Origin of the sequence: Croceicoccus hydrothermalis, assembly GCF_022378335.1 — a bacterium.
In the GTDB taxonomy this organism is placed as follows: domain Bacteria; phylum Pseudomonadota; class Alphaproteobacteria; order Sphingomonadales; family Sphingomonadaceae; genus Croceicoccus; species Croceicoccus hydrothermalis.
Window position 1 is genome coordinate 1 of record NZ_JAIQCI010000082.1, and the last position, 794, is coordinate 794.

Annotated in this window: 1 protein-coding gene; it reads left to right on the top strand. The window is 67.3% G+C overall.

Annotation, left to right across the window (positions count from 1 at the left end; genetic code table 11):
- On the top strand, positions 1 to 794 hold a 794-nt coding region (locus K4G67_RS17385; RefSeq protein WP_239807498.1), incomplete at both ends, for a transposase.

Below are 794 nucleotides of genomic sequence, written 5' to 3' on the forward strand. Positions count from 1 at the left end.
CCGGGGGAAGAAGGCCTGCCACCCGAGGCTGCGGGCCGCGCGGTGGCCGAATATCTCTACGTGCTCGACGATGCCGCCTTCGGCGGATCGACCCCAGTGACGCCCAAGCGCATAAACATCACCGATCCCGCCTCGCGCTGGACCGCGGCAACGCGCGGCTCGGCGTTCTACGCCTACAGCACGAACTACCTGATCGATCTCGACCATGCGGTGATCGTCGATGTCGAGGCGACGACCGCGATCCGCCAGGCTGAGGTGCTCGCGCAGCGCCGGATGATCGAGCGCACGCAGGAACGCTTCGGCCTGTGGCCCGAGAAGCTGGTTGCCGATACCGCCTATGGCTCCGCGCCGAACTTGGCCTGGCTGGTCGAGGACCGCGGCATCGAGCCGCATATCCCGGTGTTCGACAAGTCCGCGCGCCGCGACGACACCTTCGGGCGATCGGCCTTCACCTTCGACCATGAGGACGACAGCTATATCTGCCCCGGCGGCAATCGCCTACGTCCCTCGAACCGCAACTTTAGCACCCCGCGTCCGCGCGCCAATGCCGATGGGTTCATCCGCTACCGGGCCCGCGAGAAGGACTGCGGCGCCTGCTCACTCAAGGAGCGCTGCACGCCGAAGCTGGCAGCCCGCAAGATCATGCGCTCGGTCCACGAGGGCGCTCGCGATCTGGCCCGCGAGATCATGCGCTCGGTCCACGAGGGCGCTCGCGATCTGGCCCGCGAGATCGCCACCAGCGACGCCTATCTCGTCTCACGCCGCCAGCGGAAGAAAGTCGAGATGCTGTTCGC